Raw genomic sequence first — 19,949 nt, 5'->3', positions numbered from 1 at the left:
AAAATAATAATATTATCCTTGACGTTGTTTATACTTAGGATTTTTCTTGTTAATAACATACAAACGGCCATTGCGTCTAACGATCTTACATTCTGGCGTACGTTTCTTTAAAGATGCTCTTACTTTCATATATTAATTTTATTTATATCTAAATACAATTCTTCCTTTCGATAAATCGTAAGGAGACATTTCGACTCTTACTTTATCCCCCGGCAGGATTTTAATGTAATGCATTCGCATCTTACCGGAAATATGTGCAGTAATCTCATGTCCGTTTTCTAATTCAACACGAAACATTGCATTAGACAATGCTTCAACAATAACTCCATCTTGTTCTATTGCAGATTGCTTAGCCATATTATTTTTTTAAATTGCTTTATCTCCTAATACTTCTTCTATGAACTCAAACGATGATAAGATATCAGCTTTACCAGCGCCAACAGCCACTGTATGCTCAAAATGAGCTGCATACTTCCAATCCTTAGTTCTCACCGTCCAACCATCACGCTCCATTACTATTTGGCGACTACCTTGCGTAATCATTGGTTCAATAGCAATACAAAGACCTTTCTTTAACATAGTTCCATAACCACGTTTTCCATAATTAGGAACCTGAGGATCTTCGTGCATCTCTTTACCTATACCATGACCAACAAACTCACGCACTACACCGAATGAATTGGACTCACAATGTTCTTGTATTGCATATCCGATATCACCCAACCGTTTTCCTTGAACGGCATTTTCTATTCCGATGTATAATGCCTCTTTAGTAACCTTCAGTAATTTGCGAACTTCCTCATCTACTTCTCCTACACAAAATGTATAAGCAGAATCACCACAAAACCCATTCATATAAGTACCACAATCAACCGATACAATATCACCTTCTTTCAGTACTATATCTCCAGGAATACCATGTACCACCTGTTCATTGACCGATGTACACAACGAAGCTGGAAATGGATCACCATATTGATTTGGAAAACCTTTGAAAGTAGGAACAGCACCATGATCTCTGATAAACTCTTCCGCTACTTTATCCAGTTCCTTTGTAGTAACTCCCGGCCTTACCAGTTTTGCAACTTCAGCCAATGTCCTCCCGACAAGCAAATTACTCTCACGGAGCAGCTCTATTTCATCTTCCGTTTTAAGAAATATCATCTTATAAAAAGATTAATATGCAGCTACATTACTACGTCCTTTAATACGACCAGATTTCAACAGACCGTCATAATGTCTCATCAACAAGTGACTTTCAATCTGCTGGAGTGTATCAAGAACCACACCTACAAGAATTAACAAAGATGTACCGCCGAAGAATTGAGCAAATTCAGCTTTCACACCAAAAATACCAGCAAACGCTGGCATAATAGCTACCAAAGCCAAGAAGAAAGAACCAGGCAATGTTATACGAGACATAATATCATCAATATATTCGGCTGTTTTCTTTCCCGGCTTGATACCCGGAATGAAACCATTATTTCTCTTCATATCCTCAGCCATCTGAGTCGGGTTAATCGTAATTGCAGTATAAAAATACGTAAACAGTATAATCATTATTGCAAATACAAAATTATACCAGAAGCTTGTATGATCAGTAAATGCACGTACAAAACCGCTCACATGATCTACATTTGAAAAACCAATAAAGGTGATAGGGATAAACATAATTGCCTGAGCAAAGATGATAGGCATTACACCAGCTGCATTCACTTTCAAAGGAATGTATTGTCTTGCACCACCATATTGTTTGTTTCCTACAATTCTTTTAGCATATTGTACAGGAATTTTTCTTGTACCTTGCACCAACAAAATTGCAGCTGCAATTACCAGCAACAGGAATACGATTTCAATTAAGAACATAACCAAACCACCTGTCTTATCAGTCATACGGGAAATTAATTCCTGGAATAAAGACTGAGGCAAACGGGCAATAATACCGATTAAGATGATAAATGAAATACCATTACCGATACCCTTATCAGTGATTCTCTCACCAAGCCACAAAATAAACATACTACCAGCTGCCAAGATAATGGTAGAGGTAATCATGAACAGAGTCCAATCTAATGAAGCATTTAAGGAAGGACCGGCCTGCATTTTAAGATTGAGCAAATAAGAAGGAGCCTGAACCAACAAAATAATAATCGTCAAATAACGAGTATACTGGTTCATTTTTCTTCTACCACTCTCACCTTCACGTTGAAGTTTCTGGAAATACGGAACCGCAATCCCCAACAACTGAATAACGATTGAAGCAGAGATATAAGGCATAATTCCTAACGCAAAAATAGATGCATTAGAGAATGCTCCTCCCGAAAACATGTTTAATAAGGCTAAGAGGCCCTCGCTTGTTTGTTGATGCAATTGTGTCAACATAGCCGGATTAATACCAGGCAGTACGACATACGAGCCAAAACGGTAGATTGCCACAAACAATATGGTAATGAGGATCCGTTGTCTCAGATCCTCAATTTTCCATATATTCTTTAATGTTTCAATAGCTTTTCTCATCGAATTAGAGTTTTACTACACTTCCACCAGCAGCTTCAATGGCAGCAATAGCAGTCTTAGAGAATGCATGAGCTTGCACATCCAACTTTGTAGTCAAAGTTCCATTACCTAATACTTTCACCAACTGATTTGAAGAAATAAAACCAGCAGCGATAAAGTCATTAATTCCAACTGATTCCAACTTCTTAGCTTCAGCAAGTTTCTGAATTGTATCCAAGTTGATAGCCTTATACTCTACACGATTAATGTTCTTAAAACCAAATTTAGGAACACGACGTTGGAGAGGCATCTGACCACCTTCAAAACCGATCTTCTTAGAATAACCAGATCTTGATTTAGCTCCCTTATGACCTCTGGTAGAAGTACCTCCCAAGCCAGAACCTGGACCGCGTCCAATTCTCTTTCTTGTTTTAGTAGATCCTTCTGCAGGTTTTAAATTACTTAAGTTCATATTGTAATTCGTTTTATATTCAACAAATAATTACTTAACAATGGTAACCAAGTGTTTAACCTTATCCACCATTCCAAGAATTGAAGGAGTACACTCGTGTTCAACCACACGATTCAACTTACGAAGTCCCAGTGCATCGAGAGTTCTTTTCTGATCAGCCGGAGCACCAATTCTACTTTTAACTTGTTTAATCTTTATAGTCGACATATATTCCTCCTTATCCTCTAAATACTTTTTCAATACTAATTCCTCTGTTTTGAGCAACCATACGTGCGTCACGCATTTCACCCAACGCCAGAATAGTAGCCTTCACCAAGTTGTGTGGATTAGAAGATCCTTTTGACTTAGCCAAAACGTCTGTAATACCAACACTTTCAAGTACTGCACGCATTGCACCACCAGCAACTACACCTGTACCATGAGAAGCAGGCTTGATGAATACTTCCGCGCCACCAAACTTAGCGGACTGTTCGTGAGGAACAGTACCTTTCAGTACAGGTACTTTCGTCAGATTCTTCTTAGCTGATTCAACACCCTTAGCAATAGCAGCGGTAACTTCACCAGCTTTACCAAGACCCCAACCGATGATACCTTCTTCGTTACCTACAACAACAATTGCAGAGAAACTAAAAGTTCTACCACCTTTGGTTACTTTGGTTACACGATTGATAGCAACCAAACGGTCTTTTAGTTCTATATCGTTTGTAATCTTAACTCTATTATTAATTGCCATAATGATTAAAATTTAAGTCCACCGTTACGAGCAGCATCAGCTACTTCTTTTACTCTCCCATGATACAAGTAACCATTACGGTCGAAAACAACAGTAGTAATACCTGCTTCCTGAGCTTTTTTAGCAATCAACTCTCCAACCTTTGCAGCTTGTTCTTTCTTTGGCAACTTCTCAGTTATACTCAAAGAAGAAGCAGCAGCCAAAGTCTTACCACCCAAATCGTCGATAAGCTGGACATAGATTTGCTTATTACTTCTAAATACACTCATACGCGGACGTTCAGCAGTACCTGAAATTTTATTGCGTACTCTATATTTGATTTTAATTCGTCTTTCTATTTTTGTTGTCATAACATTCTTATTTTATGTAAATTACTTAGCGCCGGCAGATTTACCAGACTTTCTACGAATTTCTTCACCAACAAACTTAACACCTTTACCTTTATACGGTTCGGGCTTACGGAAAGAACGTATCTTAGAGCAAACTTGACCCAGCAATTGTTTATCGCAAGACTCTAAAATAATAAGAGGGTTCTTATTTCTTTCAGATTTTGTCTCTACCTTAACTTCAGGAGGCAACTGTATGAAGATACTATGCGTATAACCTAAAGACAACTCAATAATATTGCCTTGATTAGAAGCACGATAACCTACACCTACAAGTTCCAATTCTTTTTTATATCCTTCAGATACACCAACAACCATGTTGTGAACCAAAGAGCGGTACAAACCATGGAATGCATGCTTTTGTTTGGGATTATCCAACATTGCATTTTCATTCTCACTCAAAGTCACATGACCATCTTCGATGGCAACATTGATAGCAGGATCTATATATTGGCTAAGTTCGCCTTTGGGTCCCTTCACGGTAACCACATTTTCTTTCAGAGTAATTGTTACTCCAGCGGGAATACTAATGGGTAATTTTCCTATTCTTGACATTGCTAATTCCTCCTATTAATATACATAACACAAAACTTCACCACCTATTTTCAGTTCAGCGGCTTCTTTGTTGGTCATTACACCTTTGGAAGTAGATATTATAGCAATACCCAAACCATTAATAACTCGCGGCATGTCCTTGTAGCCGGTGTACTGGCGCAAACCCGGAGAAGAAATTCTTTCCAGTTTCTTAATTGCGTTTACCTTATTAACCGGATCATACTTCAAGGCAACCTTAATTGTACCTTGAGGACCATCTTCTACAAACTTATAATTAAGGATGTAACCTTTCTCAAAAAGAATCTTAGTGATTTCTTTTTTCAAATTTGAAGCGGGAACTTCTACAACTCTGTGCTTTGCTTGAATAGCGTTCCGCAACCTCGTCAAATAATCTGCTATTGGATCAGTCATATAATAAAAAATTAAATTAATCAGGCCTACCCTGACAATATTTAAAACAAAAATTACCAGCTTGCTTTCTTAATACCGGGAATAAGACCGTTAGAAGCCATCTCGCGGAATTGAATTCTGGAGATACCGAATTGACGGATATATCCTTTAGGACGACCAGTCAACTTGCAACGGTTATGCATACGAATCGGATTAGAATTCTTAGGCAACTCCTGCAATTTCTGTGCAGCTTCAAAAGCTTCAGCAGGGTCACCAGTTCTAACGATTTGCTTCAATGCAGCTCTCTTCTCGGCATATTTGGCTACTAATTTAGCACGTCTTACTTCACGTGCTTTCATTGATTCCTTTGCCATATTATCAATCTTTTTTAGCGTTTTTAAACGGTAAACCGAATTCTTTCAACAAGGCATAACCTTCTTCATCTGTTTGTGCAGAGGTTACAAAGGTAATATTCATTCCGAGAATTCTGGTAATACTATCGATATTAATTTCAGGGAAAATGATTTGCTCCTGAATACCAAGAGTATAGTTACCTTTTCCATCAAACTTACTTTCAATACCCTTGAAGTCACGGATACGAGGAAGAGCTACACGAACCAATTTTTCAAGAAATTCGTACATTCTCTCGCGACGCAAAGTTACCATAACGCCAATCGGCATTTTCTTACGCAACTTAAAGTTAGCGATATCTTTACGAGAAATGGTTGCAACAGCTTTCTGACCTGTGATAGCAGTCATTTCATTAATTGCCACTTCGATAATCTTCTTATCAGCAACAGCCATACCCAAACCCTGATTGATAACAATCTTCTTAAGTACGGGTACCTGCATCGAAGAAGAATACTGGAACTGTGATTTCAATGCAGGCGCAATACGCTCTACATATTCTTTCTTAAGGCTTGCAGTATTACTCATTACTTAATCTCCTCTCCTGATTTTTTAGAAACACGTGCAATAGTCTTCTTACCGTTTTCACCAATAGTTACTTTACGACTGATACGCGTAGCTTTACCCGTCTTAGGATCTACGGGATTCAAGTTAGACAAATGGATAGAAGCTTCCTGCTTCACAATACCACCCTGAGGGTTCTTTGCATTAGGCTTAGTGCTCTTGGACACCATGTTGACACCTTCAACAATTGCACGATTTTTATCAACAAGAACCTTCAACACACGACCAGTTTTGCCTTTGTCTTCACCAGCATTTACGTAAACTGTATCGCCTTTTTTAATATGTAATTTACTCATTACTTAAATCTTTTACAAAATTAAAGTACTTCAGGAGCGAGTGACACAACTTTCATGTTGGTAGCACGAAGTTCACGAGCTACCGGACCGAAAATACGACTACCTCTAATCTCGCCTGCATTGTTCAACAATACGCAAGCATTATCATCAAAACGTATATAAGAGCCATCGGGACGACGGATTTCTTTCTTAGTACGTACGATCAAAGCTTTAGACACTGCACCTTTTTTAATATCACTTGAAGGAATGACGCTCTTTACAGAAACAACAATCACGTCCCCCACTGAAGCATAACGACGACCCGTACCGCCCAAAACGCGAATACAGAGGGCCTCTTTTGCTCCACTGTTATCACATACTGTAATTCTGGATTCTACTTGTATCATAATTACTTAGCTCTTTCAATTATTTCTACCAATCTCCATCTTTTAGTCTTGCTCAAAGGACGAGTCTCCATAATAAGTACAGTATCACCGATATTGCACTCATTATTTTCATCATGAGCATGGTACTTCTTAGTCTTGCTAACGAACTTACCATATATGGGGTGTTTTTCTTTAAACTTAGCTGCCACTGTAATGGTCTTCTCCATTTTATTGCTCAGCACAACCCCAGTTCTTTCTTTTCTTAAATTTCTTGCTTCCATCAAGCTCATCATTTATTGTTAAGTTCTCTTTGGCGTAATTCAGTTTTCATACGCGCAATAGTCCTGCGTAATTGTTTAATCTGAGCAGGATTGTCCAAAGGAGAAATAGAATGATTCAGAACCATTTGATTATAGTTTGTCACTTCTGCCTCTACTCTTTCTACCAGATCATTGGTAGGTATTTCTTTAATTTCTGCTATTTTCATATCCATTACGCATTTTGATTTTGAATATCATAATCACGTCTTACAACAAACTTAGTTGTAATAGGAAGCTTCTGTGCAGCTAAGCGCAAAGCTTCTTTTGCGATTTCATAAGATACCCCTTCGGCTTCGATAATAATTCTTCCCGGAGTAACAGGGGCAACAAAGCCCTCTGGAGCACCTTTACCTTTACCCATACGTACATCAGCTGGTTTTCTGGTAATAGGTTTATCCGGGAAAATACGAATCCAAATTTGTCCTTGACGTTGCATATATCTTGTCACTGCAATACGAGCAGCTTCGATCTGACGGCCTGTAATCCATTTTGTTTCCAAAGCCTTAATTCCAAAAGAACCGAAAGCCAACTGATTACCTCTCTGGGCAATACCTTTTTGACGGCCTTTTTGTTGTCTTCTGAATTTTGTCTTTTTCGGTTGTAACATAATTCCTAAAAATTCAAATTCGTTTAGCGATTATTTTTCTTTCTTTTGAAGTTCTTTCCGCCATTGTTTCCGCTATTGCTTCCACGACCGCTTTCCTTGCTTTGTGTAAAGTTCGGAGCTAATTCTCTCTTACCGAAAACTTCACCTCTACAGATCCAAACTTTAATACCGAGAAGACCAACCTTAGTCAATGCTTCTGCATGACAGTAGTCGATATCTGCTCTGAAAGTGTGCAACGGAGTTCTTCCTTCCTTATACATTTCAGAACGAGCCATTTCAGCTCCATTCAAACGTCCTGAAATCTGAATTTTGATACCTTCAGCCCCCATACGCATTGTATTAGCGATAGCCATTTTAATGGCACGGCGATAGGCAATCTTTCCCTCTACCTGACGAGCGATGTTGTTTGCAACTATAACAGCATCCAACTCAGGCCTTTTCACTTCGAAGATATTGATCTGAATATCCTTATCGGTAACCTTCTTCAACTCTTCTTTCAACTTATCAACTTCTTGGCCACCTTTACCGATAATAATACCCGGACGTGCAGTACAAACGGTAATAGTCACGAGTTTCAGTGTACGTTCAATTACGATTCTTGAAACACTGGCTTTTGCAAGTCTAGCATTCAAATATTTACGAATCTTGCTATCTTCCAGCAGAGAATCGCCGTAATTATTTCCACCATACCAATTGGAATCCCATCCTCTGATAATTCCTAAACGGTTGCTTATTGGATTAACTTTTTGTCCCATTTACCTTAATTTTGATCTTCGTTATTACTTTTAGAACCAACGAACAACGTTACGTGATTTGAACGCTTACGAATTCTGTAACCTCTACCCTGCGGAGCCGGTCTCATTCTTTTGAGTGTAGCACCACCATCAACAAAAATCTTCGTTACAAATAATTCGCCACTTTCAGCTTTACGTTCGTTTTTCTGCTCCCAGTTAGCAATTGCAGAGCGCAGTAATTTCTCAACTCTGGCAGCTGCTTCTTTTGAAGAAAACTTCAAAACGCCAAGTGCTCTATTCACTTCCATCCCGCGAATCATGTCAGCCACGAGACGCATTTTGCGAGGGGAAGTAGGAACATTCTGCAACTTTGCAAAATACATGGTCTTAAGGGCTTCTTTTCTTTTTTCAGCCGATATTTTTTTTCTTGCTCCCATTATATTTATACTTTATTATTTCAGATAAATCCTGTTATTTTTTCTTATTACCAGCGTGTCCTCTGAAAGTACGAGTTGGAGCAAATTCGCCCAACTTGTGCCCTACCATATTTTCGGTAACGTATACAGGAATAAATTTATTTCCGTTATGAACTGCAACTGTATGGCCTACGAAATCAGGCGAAATCATTGAAGCTCTGGCCCAAGTCTTAACAACAATTTTCTTGCCTGATTCATTCATAGCAAGAACTTTCTTCTCAAGCTTAACGTTAATATACGGACCTTTTTTTAATGAACGACTCATAGTTTACTCAATTAATCAGATTACTTCTTTCTTCTCTCAATAATATACTTAGACGATTGTTTCTTCGGAGCTCTAGTCTTAAGTCCCTTAGCATACAATCCCTTACGAGATCTTGGGTGTCCTCCTGAAGCACGTCCTTCACCACCACCCATTGGGTGATCAACCGGGTTCATCACAACACCACGGTTACGTGGGCGACGGCCCATCCAACGAGAACGTCCAGCTTTACCTGAACTTTCCAATCCATGATCTGAATTACCAACACTACCGATAGTAGCTTTACAAGTGCTAAGTATTTGTCTAACTTCACCTGAAGGCAACTTGATAACACAATATTTACCTTCTCTTGAAGTTAGCTGAGCAAAATTACCAGCCGAACGAACCAAAGCAGCGCCTTGACCCGGACGTAATTCAATGTTATGAATTACAGTACCAACCGGAATATTCTGAAGAGGAAGTGCATTACCAATTTCCGGAGCTGCATTTTCACCTGACATCAAAGTCGCACCTACTTGCAATCCATTGGGAGCAATTATATATCTTTTTTCTCCATCTGCATAAAACAACAAAGCAATACGAGCTGAACGATTCGGGTCATATTCTATTGTTTTAACCACTGCAGGCACACCGTCCTTATTTCTCTTGAAATCTACAATTCTGATAATCTTCTTATGACCGCCACCAATGTAGCGCATAGTCATCTTACCTTCGCTGTTACGACCACCTGAAGACTTCTTGCCATAAACAAGAGATTTTTCTGGTACCCGCGCAGTAATTTCCTCAAAGGTACCAATAATTTTATGTCTTTGCCCCGGTGTTGTGGGCTTAAATTTACGTACTGCCATTTCTTTTAAATATTGCTATAAAAATCAATAGTATCTCCTTCTTTCAACGTAACGATTGCTTTTTTATAAGCACTCGTACGACCATTGATGATACCAGCTTTTGTATAACGGCTTTTATTTTTGCCTGCATACTTAACCGTATTTACATCAACTACCGTAACGTTATATAAGGCTTCAACTTCACTCTTAATTTCCAGTTTGTTAGCATCAGGACGCACAATAAAGCCGAAACGGTTGTTCGCCTTATCAGTAATTGCTGTCATTTTCTCTGTTACTAACGGTTTAATAATAATTCCCATTATTTAAGCCTCCTTTTTACATTAAGATATTGTCAATAGCCGAAAGAGCGCTTTCAGTAAACACAACAACCCCAGCATTCAATACTCTGTAAGTATTTAATCCTGAGACTGTCTGTACATTTGCACTTTCCACGTTACGAGCCGACAAATATACGTTTTTATTTGCTTCTGGTAAAATCACAAGCAGCTTTTTGTCAGAAACTTTAAGATTTTTTGTCATAGCAACAAAATCTTTCGTTTTCGGAGCTTCAAAATTAAAGTCTTCTACAATAACAACTGCATTGTTCTGAGCTTTATATGCCAAAGCTGACTTACGAGCTAATGTCTTTACTTTTTTATTCAACTTGAAGTAGTAATCTCTAGGTTTAGGACCGAAAACACGAGCACCACCAACAAGTACCGGTGAATTCATATCACCACGACGTGCACCGCCACCGCCTTTCTGACGACCGATTTTACGAGTAGAACCACTTATCTCACTTCTTTCTTTTGATTTGTGTGTACCCTGACGCTGATTAGCCATAAATTGTTTTACGTCTAAATAGATAGCATGGTCGTTGGGCTCAATTCCGAAGATAGACTCGTTTAACGTAATCTTTCTCCCAGTGTCTTCACCTTTAATGTTATATACGTTAACTTCCATTATTTTTCAATTATTACGATTGAACCTTTGCAACCGGGAACAGACCCCTTAATCAAAAGAAGGTTGTGATCCGGAAGAACCTTTAATACCTGTAAGTTTTGAACAGTCACTCTGTCGCCGCCAAGTTGACCACCCATACGCATTCCTTTGAATACTTTTGCAGGGTATGAACAGGCACCGATAGAACCCGGTTTACGAGCACGATTGTGTTGACCGTGAGTAGCTTGACCTACACCACCAAAACCATGTCTTTTAACTACACCTTGAAAACCCTTACCTTTAGAAGTTCCGATAACATCAACGAACGTTACATCATTGAACAATTCTACGGTAACAGTGTCACCCAGATTTAACTCTGTTTCAAATTCTTTGAACTCAGCCAAGTGTTTCTTGGGAGTTACTCCAGCCTTCTTAAAGTGCCCCATCAGCGGTTTAGTCGTATGCTTCTCCTTCTTATCCTGGAAGCCCAACTGAACAGCTGCATAGCCATCTTTTTCAACACTCTTAACTTGAGTAACAACACAAGGACCTGCTTCGATAACAGTGCATGGTACATTCTTACCCTCGGCACTGAAAACGGATGTCATTCCGATTTTTTTTCCTAATAATCCTGGCATTTCACTTAAAATTTAAATACTAAACTTTGATTTCTACTTCCACACCACTCGGTAACTCCAACTTCATCAGAGCATCTACAGTCTTAGCTGTTGAGCTATAGATGTCGATCAATCTCTTATAAGAAGAGAGTTCAAACTGTTCACGTGACTTCTTATTAACGAAAGTCGAACGGTTCACGGTAAAAATACGCTTATGCGTAGGGAGAGGAATCGGACCGCTAACAATAGCGCCCGTTGCCTTCACCGTTCTTACAATCTTCTCAGCTGATTTGTCAACCAAGTTGTGGTCGTAAGATTTCAATTTAATTCTAATTTTCTGACTCATTAGTTTGATTAATTATTAATATTATAATAAGATAAAATTCCGTAGGCTAAGAGTCATTCGCTAGCCTACGGATTTTAACATTTTTAGATCAAATCAACACGCCCTTTGACCTCTTCCAACACTGCCTTAGCAATAGAGTTAGAAACTTGAGCATGATGAGAATAAACCATTGATGAAGTAGCTCGACCAGAAGTGATTGTACGTAACGCTGTTACATAACCAAACATTTCTGCCAACGGAACCATTGCCTTCACGATACGAGCACCTGAACGACTGGATTCCATACCCTCAACCTGACCACGACGCTTATTCAAGTCACCGATTACATCACCCATGTTTTCTTCCGGAGTTACAACTTCCAGTTTCATAATAGGCTCCATAAGCACGGGACCTGCCTTAGCGCAGGCACTTTTATATGCCTGGATAGCACAGATTTCGAATGATAACTGATCAGAGTCAACAGGGTGGAAAGAACCATCAAGCAAAGTAACCTTCAGTGAATCCAAAGGATAACCTGCCAACACACCATTCTTCATTGCAGTAGTAAAGCCTTTCTGAACAGACGGAATAAATTCTTTAGGAATATTACCACCTTTTACTTCATCTATAAACTGCAAGCCGCCTTGAGTAAAGTCTTCATCTACAGGGCCAATATTTACGATAATATCCGCAAATTTACCACGTCCACCAGATTGTTTCTTATAAACTTCACGCAAGTTAACTGTCTTCGTGATAGCCTCTTTGTAATTTACCTGAGGTTTACCCTGATTACATTCTACTTTAAACTCACGCTTCAGACGGTCAATAATGATATCCAAGTGAAGCTCACCCATACCAGAGATAACAGTCTGACCAGTTTGTTCGTCAGTCTTCACAGTAAACGTCGGATCTTCTTCAGCCAATTTAGCCAAACCGTTAGACAGCTTGTCCATATCCTTCTGAGTCTTCGGTTCTACAGCAATACCAATAACCGGTTCCGGGAAATCCATAGATTCCAATACAATCGGGGCATTTTCATCACACAATGTATCACCTGTATGAATATCCTTAAATCCAACGCCTGCACCAATATCACCAGCACCGATTACTTCAACTGGATTCTGCTTGTTTGAATGCATCTGGAACAGACGAGACACACGTTCTTTTTTACCAGAACGAGAATTATAGATATAAGAACCTGCTTCAATCTTACCAGAGTAAACACGGAAGAATGTCAAACGACCTACATACGGGTCAGTAGCAATCTTAAATGCCAATGCAGAAGTCTTTTCATCATCGCTGGGCTTACGATCTTCCTCAGCACCAGTATCAGGATTTGTTCCAACTACATTTTCAGTATCCAATGGAGAAGGCAGGAATGCGCAAACATAGTCAAGCAGTGTCTGTACACCTTTATTCTTGAATGAAGAACCACACAACATCGGAACTACAGCCATCTGTACAGTAGCATTACGAAGAGCTCTCAGCACTTCTTCTTCTGTAATAGTAGAAGGATCATCGAAATATTTCTCCATCAAAGCATCGTCAAACTCTGCCACCTTTTCGAGCATCTTATCTCTCCATTCGTTAGCTTCGTCAACTAGATTAGCTGGGATTTCCTCTACAGTATAGTCAGCCCCCATAGTCTCGTCATGCCAATAGATAGCTTTCATCTTGATAAGGTCAACTAGACCTTTGAAAGACTCTTCAGCACCTATAGGAATAACAATCGGGCAAGGATTAGCGCCCAAAACAGCCTTCATCTGGCGAACGACCTCAAAGAAGTCAGCACCAGAACGGTCCATCTTGTTCACATAAGCAATACGCGGTACATTGTACTTATCAGCCTGACGCCATACAGTCTCAGACTGCGGTTCAACACCACCCACTGCACAATATGCAGCAACAGCACCATCCAAGATACGCAAAGAGCGCTCTACTTCAGCAGTAAAGTCAACGTGTCCCGGAGTATCAATCAAGTTGATTTTATAAGTATCACCTGCATATTTCCAACGAGTTGTAGTAGCTGCAGAAGTAATGGTAATACCACGTTCCTGTTCCTGCGCCATCCAGTCCATTGTAGCAGCACCATCATGTACTTCTCCAATTTTGTGAGTCAAACCCGTATAAAACAGAATGCGTTCAGAGGTTGTTGTTTTTCCGGCATCAATGTGAGCCATGATACCAATATTACGCGTCAAATGTAAATCTTGCTTAGCCATTTTTTAATTCCTTTTACTTTAAGTTTTTAATCTATCGGTTATTCTTATAGTATTAGAATCTGAAATGAGCAAATGCACGGTTAGCTTCAGCCATTCTGTGCATATCTTCTTTACGTTTGAAAGCACCACCTTGTTCATTATACGCATCCATAATCTCAGCAGCCAATTTATCAGCCATTGATTTACCACCACGCTTGCGAGCAAAAAGGATCAAGTTCTTCATAGAAACTGACTCTTTACGGTCCGGGCGGATTTCAGTAGGAACCTGAAATGTAGCACCACCTACACGACGAGACTTAACTTCAACCTGCGGAGTTACATTATCCAATGCCTTTTTCCAAATTTCAAGGGCAGATTTTTCTTCGTTAGGAAGTTTTGTTTTTACTGTTTCCAGAGCGGCGTAGAAGATTTCATAAGAGGTATTCTTCTTTCCGTCATACATCAGATGGTTTACGAATTTTGAAACCTTTTGATCATTAAACACGGGATCCGGCAGGATAACGCGTTTTTTGGGTTTTGCTTTTCTCATTTGTTTGAAAGAATAATGTTTTTCGTTCTTGGTTGTTTACTTCTTGACTTCTTCAACTCCCCCTCCGGAGAATTTACTCAACCTTTAGCATTTCCAATAAACTAAAACGTAAGTTATTACTTTTAATTTAACTGTTTACAGTGTAAGGCTAGTATTTATTTTTTCTTCTTAGCCGGTGCAGCCTGTTGTCCCGGTTTCGGACGTTTAGATCCGTATTTAGAACGTCTTTGAGTACGACCTGCAACACCCGCAGTATCCAATGTACCACGAACAATGTGATAACGTACACCCGGAAGGTCTTTTACACGACCACCACGTACTAATACAATAGAGTGTTCCTGCAAGTTATGTCCTTCTCCCGGAATGTAAGAGTTCACCTCTTTACCATTGGTCAAACGTACACGCGCAACTTTACGCATTGCAGAATTCGGTTTTTTCGGAGTGGTTGTATACACTCTCACGCAAACGCCACGTCTTTGAGGACATGAATCAAGAGCCGGTGACTTACTTTTCTCCACCAACACCTCGCGTCCTTTTCTTACTAATTGCTGAATTGTAGGCATTTTAATTGTTTTTAATTATATATTATTGTTATATTAATTTCGTAACTATACACTTTTGGGCTGCAAAAATACGAATAATATTTGAATAATCAATGCACTACAAGTTTTTTTTTGATTTTATGCCTCCCCTTTGAGGTTCGTCATAGGTGGAATTGATTGTTCATCCAACAATCTGATGGAGCCAAATATACGTTCATATTTACCTATATTTTCTTCCAAAGCACGCAATAATCTCTTTGCATGTTCCGGAGCCAATACAATACGGGACTTCACACTGGCTTTAGGCATTCCCGGCATTACACGTACAAAATCTACTATAAATTCAGAACTGGAATGTGTGATCACAGCTAAATTAGCATACGTACCTTGCGCAACATCTTCTTTCAGTTCTATTTGTAACTGATTATTCATTTCTCTGTTTTCCATTTTCGTTTTACGATTAAGCTTTTGAATATTCAAAGGTAAGAATAATATTTTATTCCAAAAACAAAAGAGGAGACATCCTAAAAAAGACATCTCCCCTTTCCTATTTAATAATCAACTGACTGTATTTATTACATTATTCTTCAACATCCATTGAATTGTAATCCAGTACCGTCTTCTTATTAGCAAGAATACGGTCATACTCTTCTTTGGAGCCAACAATAATCTTTTCAAACTCACGCTGACCAGTACCTGCGGGTATCAAATGACCACAAATAACGTTCTCCTTCATACCTTCCAATTTATCAACCTTACCGTTGATAGCTGCTTCGTTCAAGACCTTAGTAGTCTCCTGGAATGAAGCTGCAGACATAAAGCTTGAAGTTTGCAGAGCTGCACGCGTAATACCCTGAAGAATCTGAGTAGAAGTTGCAGGGACAGCATCACGTACTTCAACAGGTTTCAAGTCGCGACGTTTCAACATACTATTTTCATCACGCAACTTACGAGCGGTTACAATCTGACCTGGTTGCAGATTCTGGGAATCACCAGCATCAACCACAACTTTCTTACCCCAGATACGATCATTTTCTTCCATGAATTCCAACTTGTCCACTACCTGTTGTTCCAAGAAGCGTGTATCGCCAGGCTCATCAATTTGAACTTTACGCATCATCTGACGAACAATGATCTCAAAGTGTTTATCATTAATCTTCACACCCTGCAAACGGTATACATCCTGCACTTCATTCACGATATATTCCTGCACAGCCGTAGGCCCCTTAATAGCAAGAATATCAGCAGGAGTTATAGCACCATCAGACAACGGAGTACCGGCCCGCACATAGTCATTCTCTTGTACCAGAATCTGTTTAGATAACGGTACCAGATACTTCTTAACCTCACCAGTTTTAGAAGTTACAACAATTTCGCGGTTACCACGCTTCACCTTACCCATTGTAACCTCGCCATCGATTTCAGAAACAACAGCAGGATTAGACGGATTACGAGCTTCGAACAACTCAGTTACACGCGGAAGACCACCCGTGATATCACCGGCTTTACCAACGGCACGAGGTATCTTCACAATAACCTCACCAGCTTTCACTTTTTGTCCGTTTTCCACTACTACGTGACCACCCACAGGGAGATTATACGTACGAATCAGTTCGCCATCCTCTGTCATGATATGAGCAGTCGGAACTTTTGTCTTATCCTTGGACTCAATAATGATGATTTCACGCAAACCGGTAGACTCGTCAGACTCTACTTTATAAGTAATATTTTCAATTACGCCTTCAAACTCAATCTTACCTGTAGCTTCCGTTATAATAACAGCGTTAAACGGATCCCAACGGGCAATCATTTTACCTTTTTCTACGACTTCGCCATCAGCAGCATAAAGTGTAGAACCATAAGGCACATTATGAGTAGAAAGAACAATCCCAGTATTTACATCTACAAAACGTACTTCAGCCAAACGGCCTACCACTACTTTTGCAGGTTCACCAGCTTCATCCACAACATCTACAGTACGAAGTTCTTCGAATTCCAGACGCGCCGGATTCTTAGCCATGATACTTGCATTAGCTGCAATATTAGCAGCCGTACCACCGGCATGGAAAGTACGCAACGTCAACTGTGTACCCGGCTCACCGATAGACTGTGCAGCAATTACACCAACAGCCTCACCTCTCTGAACCATCTGACTTGTCGCAAGGTTACGTCCATAACATTTCGCACAAACACCCTTCTTCGATTCACAAGTCAATACCGAACGTATTTCAACACTTTCTATCGGAGAATCCTGTATCTTCTTAGCTACTTCTTCTGTTATTTCTTCACCACCGGCAACCAACAATTCACCTGTTGTAGGATGAACAATATCATGTACAGATACACGACCAAGGATACGTTCATACAGCGTAGCAATGATTTCATCATTATTCTTCAAGTCTGTACAAACCAACCCACGAAGTGTGCCACAGTCTTCTTCATTAATAATCACATCATGAGATACGTCAACCAGACGACGAGTTAAATATCCGGCATCAGCCGTCTTCAACGCTGTATCCGCCAAACCTTTACGGGCACCGTGGGTAGAGATAAAGTACTCCAACACCGAAAGCCCCTCTTTAAAGTTTGAAAGAATCGGGTTTTCAATAATCTGTCCACCTTCTGCACCTGCCTTCTGCGGTTTTGCCATCAAACCACGCATACCAGACAACTGACGGATCTGCTCTTTAGAACCACGAGCACCAGAATCCAGCATCATATATACAGCATTGAATCCTTGGTCATCACTCGAAATGGTCTTCATCAATATATTAGACAGCTCTGAGTTAACATGTGTCCAAATATCAATTACCTGATTATAACGTTCATTGTTGGTAATGAAACCCATGTTATAGTTGTTGATAACTTGCTCAACTTCATCATAACCTTTCTGTACCAATGCCTCTTTTTGTTCCGGGATGATAATATCACCCAAGTTAAATGACAAACCACCCTTAAAGGCCATTTGATAACCTAAGTTCTTGATGCCATCAAGGAAATCAGCTGCTTTAGCCACACCACATACCTTAATTACATCGCTAATAATATCACGAAGTGATTTTTTAGAAATAATAGTATTGATATAACCAGCTTCAGGGGGAACAATTTCGTTAACAATTACACGACCTACTGAAGTATCATGCATCATTACGTCAACTACATTGCCATTCTCATCCACATCCTTTACAACAACGCTGATTGGAGCATGAATATCAACCTTACCCTCATTGTAAGCAATCAAAGCTTCTTCCGGACCATAGAATATCAAGCCTTCACCTTTTGCACCCTTACGTAATTTAGTAATGTAGTACAAACCAAGAACCATATCCTGAGAAGGTACAGTAATAGGAGCACCATTTGCCGGATTCAAGATATTATGAGATTGAAGCATCAACATCTGAGCCTCCAAAACAGCTTCATTACTCAACGGCAAGTGAACAGCCATCTGGTCACCATCAAAGTCAGCATTGAAAGCCGTACATGCCAACGGGTGCAACTGAATAGCTTTTCCTTCAATCATCTTAGGCTGGAATGCCTGAATACCCAAACGGTGCAATGTCGGTGCACGGTTCAACAATACTGGATGACCTTTCATTACATGTTCCAGAATATCCCAGATAACAGCTTCTTTGCGATCTACAATCTTTTTGGCACTTTTCACAGTCTTTACAATACCACGTTCAATCAACTTACGTATAATGAACGGTTTGTACAGTTCAGCTGCCATCAATTTAGGAATACCACATTCCCCCATTTTCAGTTCCGGACCTACAACGATAACCGAACGCGCAGAGTAGTCAACACGTTTACCCAACAAGTTCTGACGGAAACGCCCCTGCTTGCCTTTCAAACTATCGGAAAGAGATTTCAAAGGACGGTTAGCATCCGTTTTTACTGCACTGGACTTACGTGAATTGTCGAACAACGAGTCAACCGCTTCCTGTAACATACGCTTTTCATTACGCAAAATGACTTCAGGAGCCTTTATCTCGATCAGTCTTTTCAGACGATTGTTACGAATAATTACGCGGCGATAAAGATCATTCAAGTCAGAAGTGGCAAAACGACCACCATCCAACGGAACCAACGGACGAAGTTCGGGCGGTATAACCGGTACGATACGTACAATCATCCATTCCGGCTTATTGCGTCCGCGAGATGCGCGGAATGATTCAACAACCTGGAGACGCTTTAAAGCCTCATTCTTACGCTGTTGAGAAGCATCGTTACCAGCACGGTGACGCAAATCATAAGACAATGCATCCAAATCTAGACGAGCCAGCAAGTCATAAATGGCTTCGGCACCCATCCTAGCTATGAACTTATTAGGATCTGAATCTTCCAGAAATTGATTGTCTTTCGGCAACTTCTCCATCAAATCCAGATATTCTTCTTCCGAGAGCAAGTCATATTCAGCAATCTCACCAGCCATCACACCAGCCTGGATTACCACATAACGCTCATAGTAAATAATAGAATCAAGTTTCTTTGTAGGCAGACCCAGCAAATAACCAATTTTATTAGGAAGTGAACGGAAATACCAAATATGAGCTACCGGCACAACCAGCTGGATGTGTCCCATACGCTCACGACGTACTTTTTTCTCTGTCACTTCCACACCACAACGGTCGCAGACAATACCTTTATAACGGATACGTTTATATTTACCGCAATGGCATTCATAATCCTTGATAGGACCAAAAATACGTTCACAGAACAAACCGTCACGTTCAGGCTTATACGTACGATAATTGATGGTTTCAGGCTTTAAAACTTCACCACTCGAATTCTCAAGGATTTCTTCCGGAGAAGCCAAACCAATAGAGATCTTCGAGAAATTACTCTTTATCTTGTTATCTTTTCTAAAAGCCATACTTTATT

At 39.8% G+C, this 19,949-nt stretch carries 30 protein-coding genes; all 30 read right to left on the bottom strand.

The genetic code is table 11. The features are described 5' to 3' along the window. Positions 1-12: 12 nt before the first annotated feature. The 30 genes from ykgO to rpoC all read right to left on the bottom strand — a co-directional run bounded on the left by ykgO (position 13) and on the right by rpoC (position 19,941). Positions 13-129, bottom strand: coding sequence for a type B 50S ribosomal protein L36 (gene ykgO, locus VYM24_RS08370; RefSeq protein ID WP_002558051.1), 117 nt, complete (start codon positions 127-129; stop codon positions 13-15). A 9-nt stretch (positions 130-138) separates the two neighbouring features. Then, positions 139-357 carry a translation initiation factor IF-1 gene (gene infA / locus VYM24_RS08365; protein ID WP_002558052.1) on the bottom strand — a complete coding sequence of 73 codons (219 nt, stop codon included), beginning with the start codon at positions 355-357 and terminating at the stop codon, positions 139-141. 9 nt (positions 358-366) lie between these two features. Further along, complete coding sequence (gene map / locus VYM24_RS08360; protein ID WP_299088955.1) at positions 367-1,164, bottom strand: type I methionyl aminopeptidase; 798 nt, start codon at positions 1,162-1,164, stop codon at positions 367-369. A gap of 12 nt (positions 1,165-1,176) precedes the next feature. Next, positions 1,177-2,517, bottom strand: coding sequence for a preprotein translocase subunit SecY (gene secY / locus VYM24_RS08355; protein ID WP_007212085.1), 1,341 nt, complete (start codon positions 2,515-2,517; stop codon positions 1,177-1,179). A 4-nt stretch (positions 2,518-2,521) separates the two neighbouring features. Continuing rightward, complete coding sequence (gene rplO, locus VYM24_RS08350; protein ID WP_044263529.1) at positions 2,522-2,968, bottom strand: 50S ribosomal protein L15; 447 nt, start codon at positions 2,966-2,968, stop codon at positions 2,522-2,524. A 30-nt stretch (positions 2,969-2,998) separates the two neighbouring features. Next, positions 2,999-3,175 (bottom strand): 50S ribosomal protein L30, encoded by a 177-nt coding sequence (gene rpmD, locus VYM24_RS08345; protein WP_005929058.1) that lies wholly within the window; start codon positions 3,173-3,175, stop codon positions 2,999-3,001. A 10-nt stretch (positions 3,176-3,185) separates the two neighbouring features. Continuing rightward, a complete protein-coding gene (rpsE, locus tag VYM24_RS08340) occupies positions 3,186-3,701 on the bottom strand; it encodes a 30S ribosomal protein S5 (RefSeq protein WP_007212082.1) in 516 nt (171 codons plus the stop codon). A 5-nt stretch (positions 3,702-3,706) separates the two neighbouring features. Next, positions 3,707-4,051, bottom strand: a complete 345-nt coding sequence (gene rplR, locus VYM24_RS08335; protein ID WP_299088943.1) for a 50S ribosomal protein L18 — start codon at positions 4,049-4,051, stop codon at positions 3,707-3,709. Positions 4,052-4,072: 21 nt separating this feature from the next. After that, positions 4,073-4,642: a 50S ribosomal protein L6 gene (gene rplF, locus VYM24_RS08330; RefSeq protein ID WP_044263531.1), complete on the bottom strand. Its 570-nt coding sequence runs from the start codon at positions 4,640-4,642 to the stop codon at positions 4,073-4,075. A gap of 15 nt (positions 4,643-4,657) precedes the next feature. Further along, positions 4,658-5,053 (bottom strand): 30S ribosomal protein S8, encoded by a 396-nt coding sequence (rpsH, locus tag VYM24_RS08325; RefSeq protein WP_004291226.1) that lies wholly within the window; start codon positions 5,051-5,053, stop codon positions 4,658-4,660. Between the two features lie 53 nt (positions 5,054-5,106). Further along, positions 5,107-5,406 (bottom strand): 30S ribosomal protein S14, encoded by a 300-nt coding sequence (rpsN, locus tag VYM24_RS08320; protein ID WP_007212079.1) that lies wholly within the window; start codon positions 5,404-5,406, stop codon positions 5,107-5,109. 4 nt (positions 5,407-5,410) lie between these two features. Continuing rightward, positions 5,411-5,968: a 50S ribosomal protein L5 gene (gene rplE / locus VYM24_RS08315; protein ID WP_044263536.1), complete on the bottom strand. Its 558-nt coding sequence runs from the start codon at positions 5,966-5,968 to the stop codon at positions 5,411-5,413. After that, positions 5,968-6,300 (bottom strand): 50S ribosomal protein L24, encoded by a 333-nt coding sequence (rplX, locus tag VYM24_RS08310; protein WP_044263537.1) that lies wholly within the window; start codon positions 6,298-6,300, stop codon positions 5,968-5,970. Before rplX ends, rplE begins: the two co-directional genes overlap by 1 nt. Before the next feature lie 20 nt (positions 6,301-6,320). Next, complete coding sequence (rplN, locus tag VYM24_RS08305) at positions 6,321-6,686, bottom strand: 50S ribosomal protein L14 (protein ID WP_007212076.1); 366 nt, start codon at positions 6,684-6,686, stop codon at positions 6,321-6,323. 2 nt (positions 6,687-6,688) lie between these two features. Then, a complete protein-coding gene (gene rpsQ, locus VYM24_RS08300; RefSeq protein ID WP_125910754.1) occupies positions 6,689-6,958 on the bottom strand; it encodes a 30S ribosomal protein S17 in 270 nt (89 codons plus the stop codon). After that, the gene (gene rpmC / locus VYM24_RS08295) at positions 6,955-7,152 is read right to left on the bottom strand and encodes a 50S ribosomal protein L29 (RefSeq protein ID WP_007212074.1); all 198 of its coding nucleotides are present in this window, start codon (positions 7,150-7,152) and stop codon (positions 6,955-6,957) included. The genes rpsQ and rpmC overlap by 4 nt, the downstream gene beginning before the upstream one ends. 5 nt (positions 7,153-7,157) lie before the next feature. Then, on the bottom strand, positions 7,158-7,592 hold the full coding sequence (gene rplP, locus VYM24_RS08290) for a 50S ribosomal protein L16 (protein WP_007212073.1): 435 nt from the start codon (positions 7,590-7,592) through the stop codon (positions 7,158-7,160). A 23-nt stretch (positions 7,593-7,615) separates the two neighbouring features. After that, positions 7,616-8,347: a 30S ribosomal protein S3 gene (gene rpsC, locus VYM24_RS08285; protein WP_007212072.1), complete on the bottom strand. Its 732-nt coding sequence runs from the start codon at positions 8,345-8,347 to the stop codon at positions 7,616-7,618. 5 nt (positions 8,348-8,352) lie between these two features. Continuing rightward, the gene (gene rplV / locus VYM24_RS08280) at positions 8,353-8,763 is read right to left on the bottom strand and encodes a 50S ribosomal protein L22 (protein ID WP_004291236.1); all 411 of its coding nucleotides are present in this window, start codon (positions 8,761-8,763) and stop codon (positions 8,353-8,355) included. Between the two features lie 34 nt (positions 8,764-8,797). Continuing rightward, positions 8,798-9,067 carry a 30S ribosomal protein S19 gene (rpsS, locus tag VYM24_RS08275; RefSeq protein ID WP_007212071.1) on the bottom strand — a complete coding sequence of 90 codons (270 nt, stop codon included), beginning with the start codon at positions 9,065-9,067 and terminating at the stop codon, positions 8,798-8,800. A gap of 20 nt (positions 9,068-9,087) precedes the next feature. Continuing rightward, the gene (gene rplB / locus VYM24_RS08270) at positions 9,088-9,912 is read right to left on the bottom strand and encodes a 50S ribosomal protein L2 (protein ID WP_007212070.1); all 825 of its coding nucleotides are present in this window, start codon (positions 9,910-9,912) and stop codon (positions 9,088-9,090) included. Between the two features lie 5 nt (positions 9,913-9,917). Continuing rightward, entirely contained in the window at positions 9,918-10,211 is a 294-nt protein-coding gene (gene rplW / locus VYM24_RS08265) for a 50S ribosomal protein L23 (RefSeq protein ID WP_007212069.1), read from the bottom strand. A 16-nt stretch (positions 10,212-10,227) separates the two neighbouring features. Beyond that, complete coding sequence (gene rplD / locus VYM24_RS08260; protein WP_007219568.1) at positions 10,228-10,854, bottom strand: 50S ribosomal protein L4; 627 nt, start codon at positions 10,852-10,854, stop codon at positions 10,228-10,230. Beyond that, positions 10,854-11,471 (bottom strand): 50S ribosomal protein L3, encoded by a 618-nt coding sequence (gene rplC, locus VYM24_RS08255; protein ID WP_007212067.1) that lies wholly within the window; start codon positions 11,469-11,471, stop codon positions 10,854-10,856. Before rplC ends, rplD begins: the two co-directional genes overlap by 1 nt. 19 nt (positions 11,472-11,490) lie before the next feature. Next, complete coding sequence (gene rpsJ / locus VYM24_RS08250) at positions 11,491-11,796, bottom strand: 30S ribosomal protein S10 (RefSeq protein WP_002558075.1); 306 nt, start codon at positions 11,794-11,796, stop codon at positions 11,491-11,493. Positions 11,797-11,879: 83 nt separating this feature from the next. Then, positions 11,880-13,997 carry an elongation factor G gene (gene fusA / locus VYM24_RS08245; RefSeq protein ID WP_299088913.1) on the bottom strand — a complete coding sequence of 706 codons (2,118 nt, stop codon included), beginning with the start codon at positions 13,995-13,997 and terminating at the stop codon, positions 11,880-11,882. Between the two features lie 52 nt (positions 13,998-14,049). Continuing rightward, positions 14,050-14,526, bottom strand: coding sequence for a 30S ribosomal protein S7 (rpsG, locus tag VYM24_RS08240; protein ID WP_007219566.1), 477 nt, complete (start codon positions 14,524-14,526; stop codon positions 14,050-14,052). Between the two features lie 155 nt (positions 14,527-14,681). Then, positions 14,682-15,089, bottom strand: a complete 408-nt coding sequence (rpsL, locus tag VYM24_RS08235) for a 30S ribosomal protein S12 (protein WP_007212064.1) — start codon at positions 15,087-15,089, stop codon at positions 14,682-14,684. 117 nt (positions 15,090-15,206) lie between these two features. Beyond that, entirely contained in the window at positions 15,207-15,515 is a 309-nt protein-coding gene (locus VYM24_RS08230) for a DUF3467 domain-containing protein (protein WP_299088906.1), read from the bottom strand. A gap of 133 nt (positions 15,516-15,648) precedes the next feature. Further along, positions 15,649-19,941: a DNA-directed RNA polymerase subunit beta' gene (gene rpoC / locus VYM24_RS08225; RefSeq protein ID WP_007219564.1), complete on the bottom strand. Its 4,293-nt coding sequence runs from the start codon at positions 19,939-19,941 to the stop codon at positions 15,649-15,651. Between the last annotated feature and the right edge of the window lie 8 nt (positions 19,942-19,949).

It is taken from the genome of Bacteroides sp. MSB163, from assembly GCF_036416795.1.
Classification (GTDB): Bacteria; Bacteroidota; Bacteroidia; order Bacteroidales; family Bacteroidaceae; genus Bacteroides; species Bacteroides maternus.
Note: the sequence above shows the minus strand (reverse complement) of the source record. Positions and strands in the feature narration are given on the sequence as shown.

Bases quoted from the DNA above. Each gene is read 5' to 3' on its own strand.
- ykgO (WP_002558051.1), bottom strand. From the start codon at position 129: ATGAAAGTAAGAGCATCTTTAAAGAAACGTACGCCAGAATGTAAGATC.
- infA (WP_002558052.1), bottom strand. From the start codon at position 357: ATGGCTAAGCAATCTGCAATAGAACAAGATGGAGTTATTGTTGAAGCA.
- map (WP_299088955.1), bottom strand. From the start codon at position 1,164: ATGATATTTCTTAAAACGGAAGATGAAATAGAGCTGCTCCGTGAGAGT.
- secY (WP_007212085.1), bottom strand. From the start codon at position 2,517: ATGAGAAAAGCTATTGAAACATTAAAGAATATATGGAAAATTGAGGAT.
- rplO (WP_044263529.1), bottom strand. From the start codon at position 2,968: ATGAACTTAAGTAATTTAAAACCTGCAGAAGGATCTACTAAAACAAGA.
- rpmD (WP_005929058.1), bottom strand. From the start codon at position 3,175: ATGTCGACTATAAAGATTAAACAAGTTAAAAGTAGAATTGGTGCTCCG.
- rpsE (WP_007212082.1), bottom strand. From the start codon at position 3,701: ATGGCAATTAATAATAGAGTTAAGATTACAAACGATATAGAACTAAAA.
- rplR (WP_299088943.1), bottom strand. From the start codon at position 4,051: ATGACAACAAAAATAGAAAGACGAATTAAAATCAAATATAGAGTACGC.
- rplF (WP_044263531.1), bottom strand. From the start codon at position 4,642: ATGTCAAGAATAGGAAAATTACCCATTAGTATTCCCGCTGGAGTAACA.
- rpsH (WP_004291226.1), bottom strand. From the start codon at position 5,053: ATGACTGATCCAATAGCAGATTATTTGACGAGGTTGCGGAACGCTATT.
- rpsN (WP_007212079.1), bottom strand. From the start codon at position 5,406: ATGGCAAAGGAATCAATGAAAGCACGTGAAGTAAGACGTGCTAAATTA.
- rplE (WP_044263536.1), bottom strand. From the start codon at position 5,968: ATGAGTAATACTGCAAGCCTTAAGAAAGAATATGTAGAGCGTATTGCG.
- rplX (WP_044263537.1), bottom strand. From the start codon at position 6,300: ATGAGTAAATTACATATTAAAAAAGGCGATACAGTTTACGTAAATGCT.
- rplN (WP_007212076.1), bottom strand. From the start codon at position 6,686: ATGATACAAGTAGAATCCAGAATTACAGTATGTGATAACAGTGGAGCA.
- rpsQ (WP_125910754.1), bottom strand. From the start codon at position 6,958: ATGATGAGCTTGATGGAAGCAAGAAATTTAAGAAAAGAAAGAACTGGG.
- rpmC (WP_007212074.1), bottom strand. From the start codon at position 7,152: ATGAAAATAGCAGAAATTAAAGAAATACCTACCAATGATCTGGTAGAA.
- rplP (WP_007212073.1), bottom strand. From the start codon at position 7,592: ATGTTACAACCGAAAAAGACAAAATTCAGAAGACAACAAAAAGGCCGT.
- rpsC (WP_007212072.1), bottom strand. From the start codon at position 8,347: ATGGGACAAAAAGTTAATCCAATAAGCAACCGTTTAGGAATTATCAGA.
- rplV (WP_004291236.1), bottom strand. From the start codon at position 8,763: ATGGGAGCAAGAAAAAAAATATCGGCTGAAAAAAGAAAAGAAGCCCTT.
- rpsS (WP_007212071.1), bottom strand. From the start codon at position 9,067: ATGAGTCGTTCATTAAAAAAAGGTCCGTATATTAACGTTAAGCTTGAG.
- rplB (WP_007212070.1), bottom strand. From the start codon at position 9,912: ATGGCAGTACGTAAATTTAAGCCCACAACACCGGGGCAAAGACATAAA.
- rplW (WP_007212069.1), bottom strand. From the start codon at position 10,211: ATGGGAATTATTATTAAACCGTTAGTAACAGAGAAAATGACAGCAATT.
- rplD (WP_007219568.1), bottom strand. From the start codon at position 10,854: ATGGAAGTTAACGTATATAACATTAAAGGTGAAGACACTGGGAGAAAG.
- rplC (WP_007212067.1), bottom strand. From the start codon at position 11,471: ATGCCAGGATTATTAGGAAAAAAAATCGGAATGACATCCGTTTTCAGT.
- rpsJ (WP_002558075.1), bottom strand. From the start codon at position 11,796: ATGAGTCAGAAAATTAGAATTAAATTGAAATCTTACGACCACAACTTG.
- fusA (WP_299088913.1), bottom strand. From the start codon at position 13,997: ATGGCTAAGCAAGATTTACATTTGACGCGTAATATTGGTATCATGGCT.
- rpsG (WP_007219566.1), bottom strand. From the start codon at position 14,526: ATGAGAAAAGCAAAACCCAAAAAACGCGTTATCCTGCCGGATCCCGTG.
- rpsL (WP_007212064.1), bottom strand. From the start codon at position 15,089: ATGCCTACAATTCAGCAATTAGTAAGAAAAGGACGCGAGGTGTTGGTG.
- VYM24_RS08230 (WP_299088906.1), bottom strand. From the start codon at position 15,515: ATGGAAAACAGAGAAATGAATAATCAGTTACAAATAGAACTGAAAGAA.
- rpoC (WP_007219564.1), bottom strand. From the start codon at position 19,941: ATGGCTTTTAGAAAAGATAACAAGATAAAGAGTAATTTCTCGAAGATC.